This window comes from Stenotrophomonas maltophilia group sp. Smal32 (assembly GCF_030237085.1).
Lineage (GTDB): Bacteria > Pseudomonadota > Gammaproteobacteria > Xanthomonadales > Xanthomonadaceae > Stenotrophomonas > Stenotrophomonas maltophilia_Q.
Genome location: NZ_JASJSI010000011.1, coordinates 63,143 through 64,740 on the forward strand (window position 1 = coordinate 63,143; position 1,598 = coordinate 64,740).

The 1,598-nt window shown below is 63.7% G+C and carries 1 protein-coding gene; it reads left to right on the plus strand.

Features of this window, described 5'->3' with window-relative positions; all coding sequences use genetic code 11:
• Positions 1 to 275 precede the first annotated feature (275 nt).
• Positions 276 to 1,520: a DUF819 domain-containing protein gene (locus tag QRO91_RS04625; protein WP_100443784.1), complete on the plus strand. Its 1,245-nt coding sequence runs from the start codon at positions 276 to 278 to the stop codon at positions 1,518 to 1,520.
• Positions 1,521 to 1,598: the final 78 nt, after the last annotated feature.

Here is a 1,598-nt window from a genome sequence, read left to right on the forward strand (position 1 = left end):
GGGTGGTTACACGGGTGCCCTCCGCTTGGTATTCATATCTTTTTTGTTTTATTGCGGTATTTAAAACAAGTGTGTGATTAAGCCAAAAAACAGAATGGTTTGCAACAACACCGTATTTGCGTGGGTAAAGCACCACTGCGGCAAATAACCGGGACCACCGCCCCCCCCCGGGGGGGCGATGTGTTTGTTGTAGAGCCCACCAATGGGGGGGTGCTGGGGGCGAGGTTCCCCGCCAACAGCAGCCGAGCATGGCTCGGCTCTACATGAGCGCATGCATGCCTTCGACTGCTCTGATCCAGAACGACATCGTCGTCTTTGGTTTGATCGCCGCCACGCTCGGCGCCGTGTTCTGGACCGCCTCCCGTGAGCAGGGCCTGTGGAAGCGCTTCTACACCTTCGTGCCGGCGCTGCTGCTGTGCTACCTGATTCCCGGCATCTACAACACCGTCGGCCTGATCGACGGGCAGAACACCAGGCTCTACAACCCGATCGCGCGCGACATCCTGCTGCCGGCGGCGCTGATCCTGCTCACCCTGGCGGTGGACATCAAGGGCATCCTGCGGCTCGGCCCGAAGCTGGTGCTGATGTACCTGGGCGCTTCGGCCAGCATCATGCTCGGCGCGGTAGTGGCTTTCCTGCTGATGCGCGCCGTACATCCGGAAACCGTGGCCGGTGACACCTGGGCCGGCATGGCCGCGTTGGCGGGCAGCTGGATCGGTGGCGGCGCCAACATGCTGGCGATGCGCGAAGTGTTCGACGTCAACGCCACCACGTTCGGCCAGTTCGCGGTGGTCGACGTGGGTGTCGGCTACGTGTGGATGGCCGCTCTGATCTTCCTGGCCGGGCGTACCGCGAAGATCGATGCACGCAGCGGCGCAGATACCTCGGCCATCGATGAGCTGAAGGAGCGCATCGCGCGCTTCCAGGCTGAGCATGAACGCATTCCCAGCCTCACCGACCTGATGTTGATCGTGGCGGTGGCCTTTGGCGGTGTCGGGCTGGCCCACGCCATTGGCGCGCCGCTGGCGGCGTGGTTCAAGGCCAATGTCAGCTGGGCTGCGCAGTTCAGCCTGGATGCGCCGTTCGTGTGGGTGGTGGTGCTGTCGACCACGTTGGGCCTCAGCCTCAGTTTCACCCGTGCACGCAATCTCGAGGGCGCGGGTGCATCGCGCCTGGGCTCGCTGCTGCTGTACTTCCTGATCGCCTGCATCGGCATGCAGATGGATCTGCTGGCGCTGCTGGACCGTCCGTGGCTGTTCCTGCTGGGCATCATCTGGATCAGCGTGCACATCGTGCTGCTGTGGTGCCTGGGCAAGCTGCTGAAAGTGCCGTTCTTCTACTTCGCCATCGGCTCGCAATCGAACATCGGTGGGCCAGCCTCGGCACCGGTGGTGGCCGCGGCGTTCCATCCGGCGCTGGCGCCGGTGGGCGTGCTGCTGGGCACGATGGGCTACGCCACCGGCACCTATCTGGCCTACATCGTCGGCATCACCCTGCGCGCGCTGGCCGGGCAGGGTTGATCCTGTAGAGCCGAGCCCAAGCTCGGCTGCTCTTCGTCGTCACCTGCACGAATGCAAAACCAGCCGAGCATGCGCTCG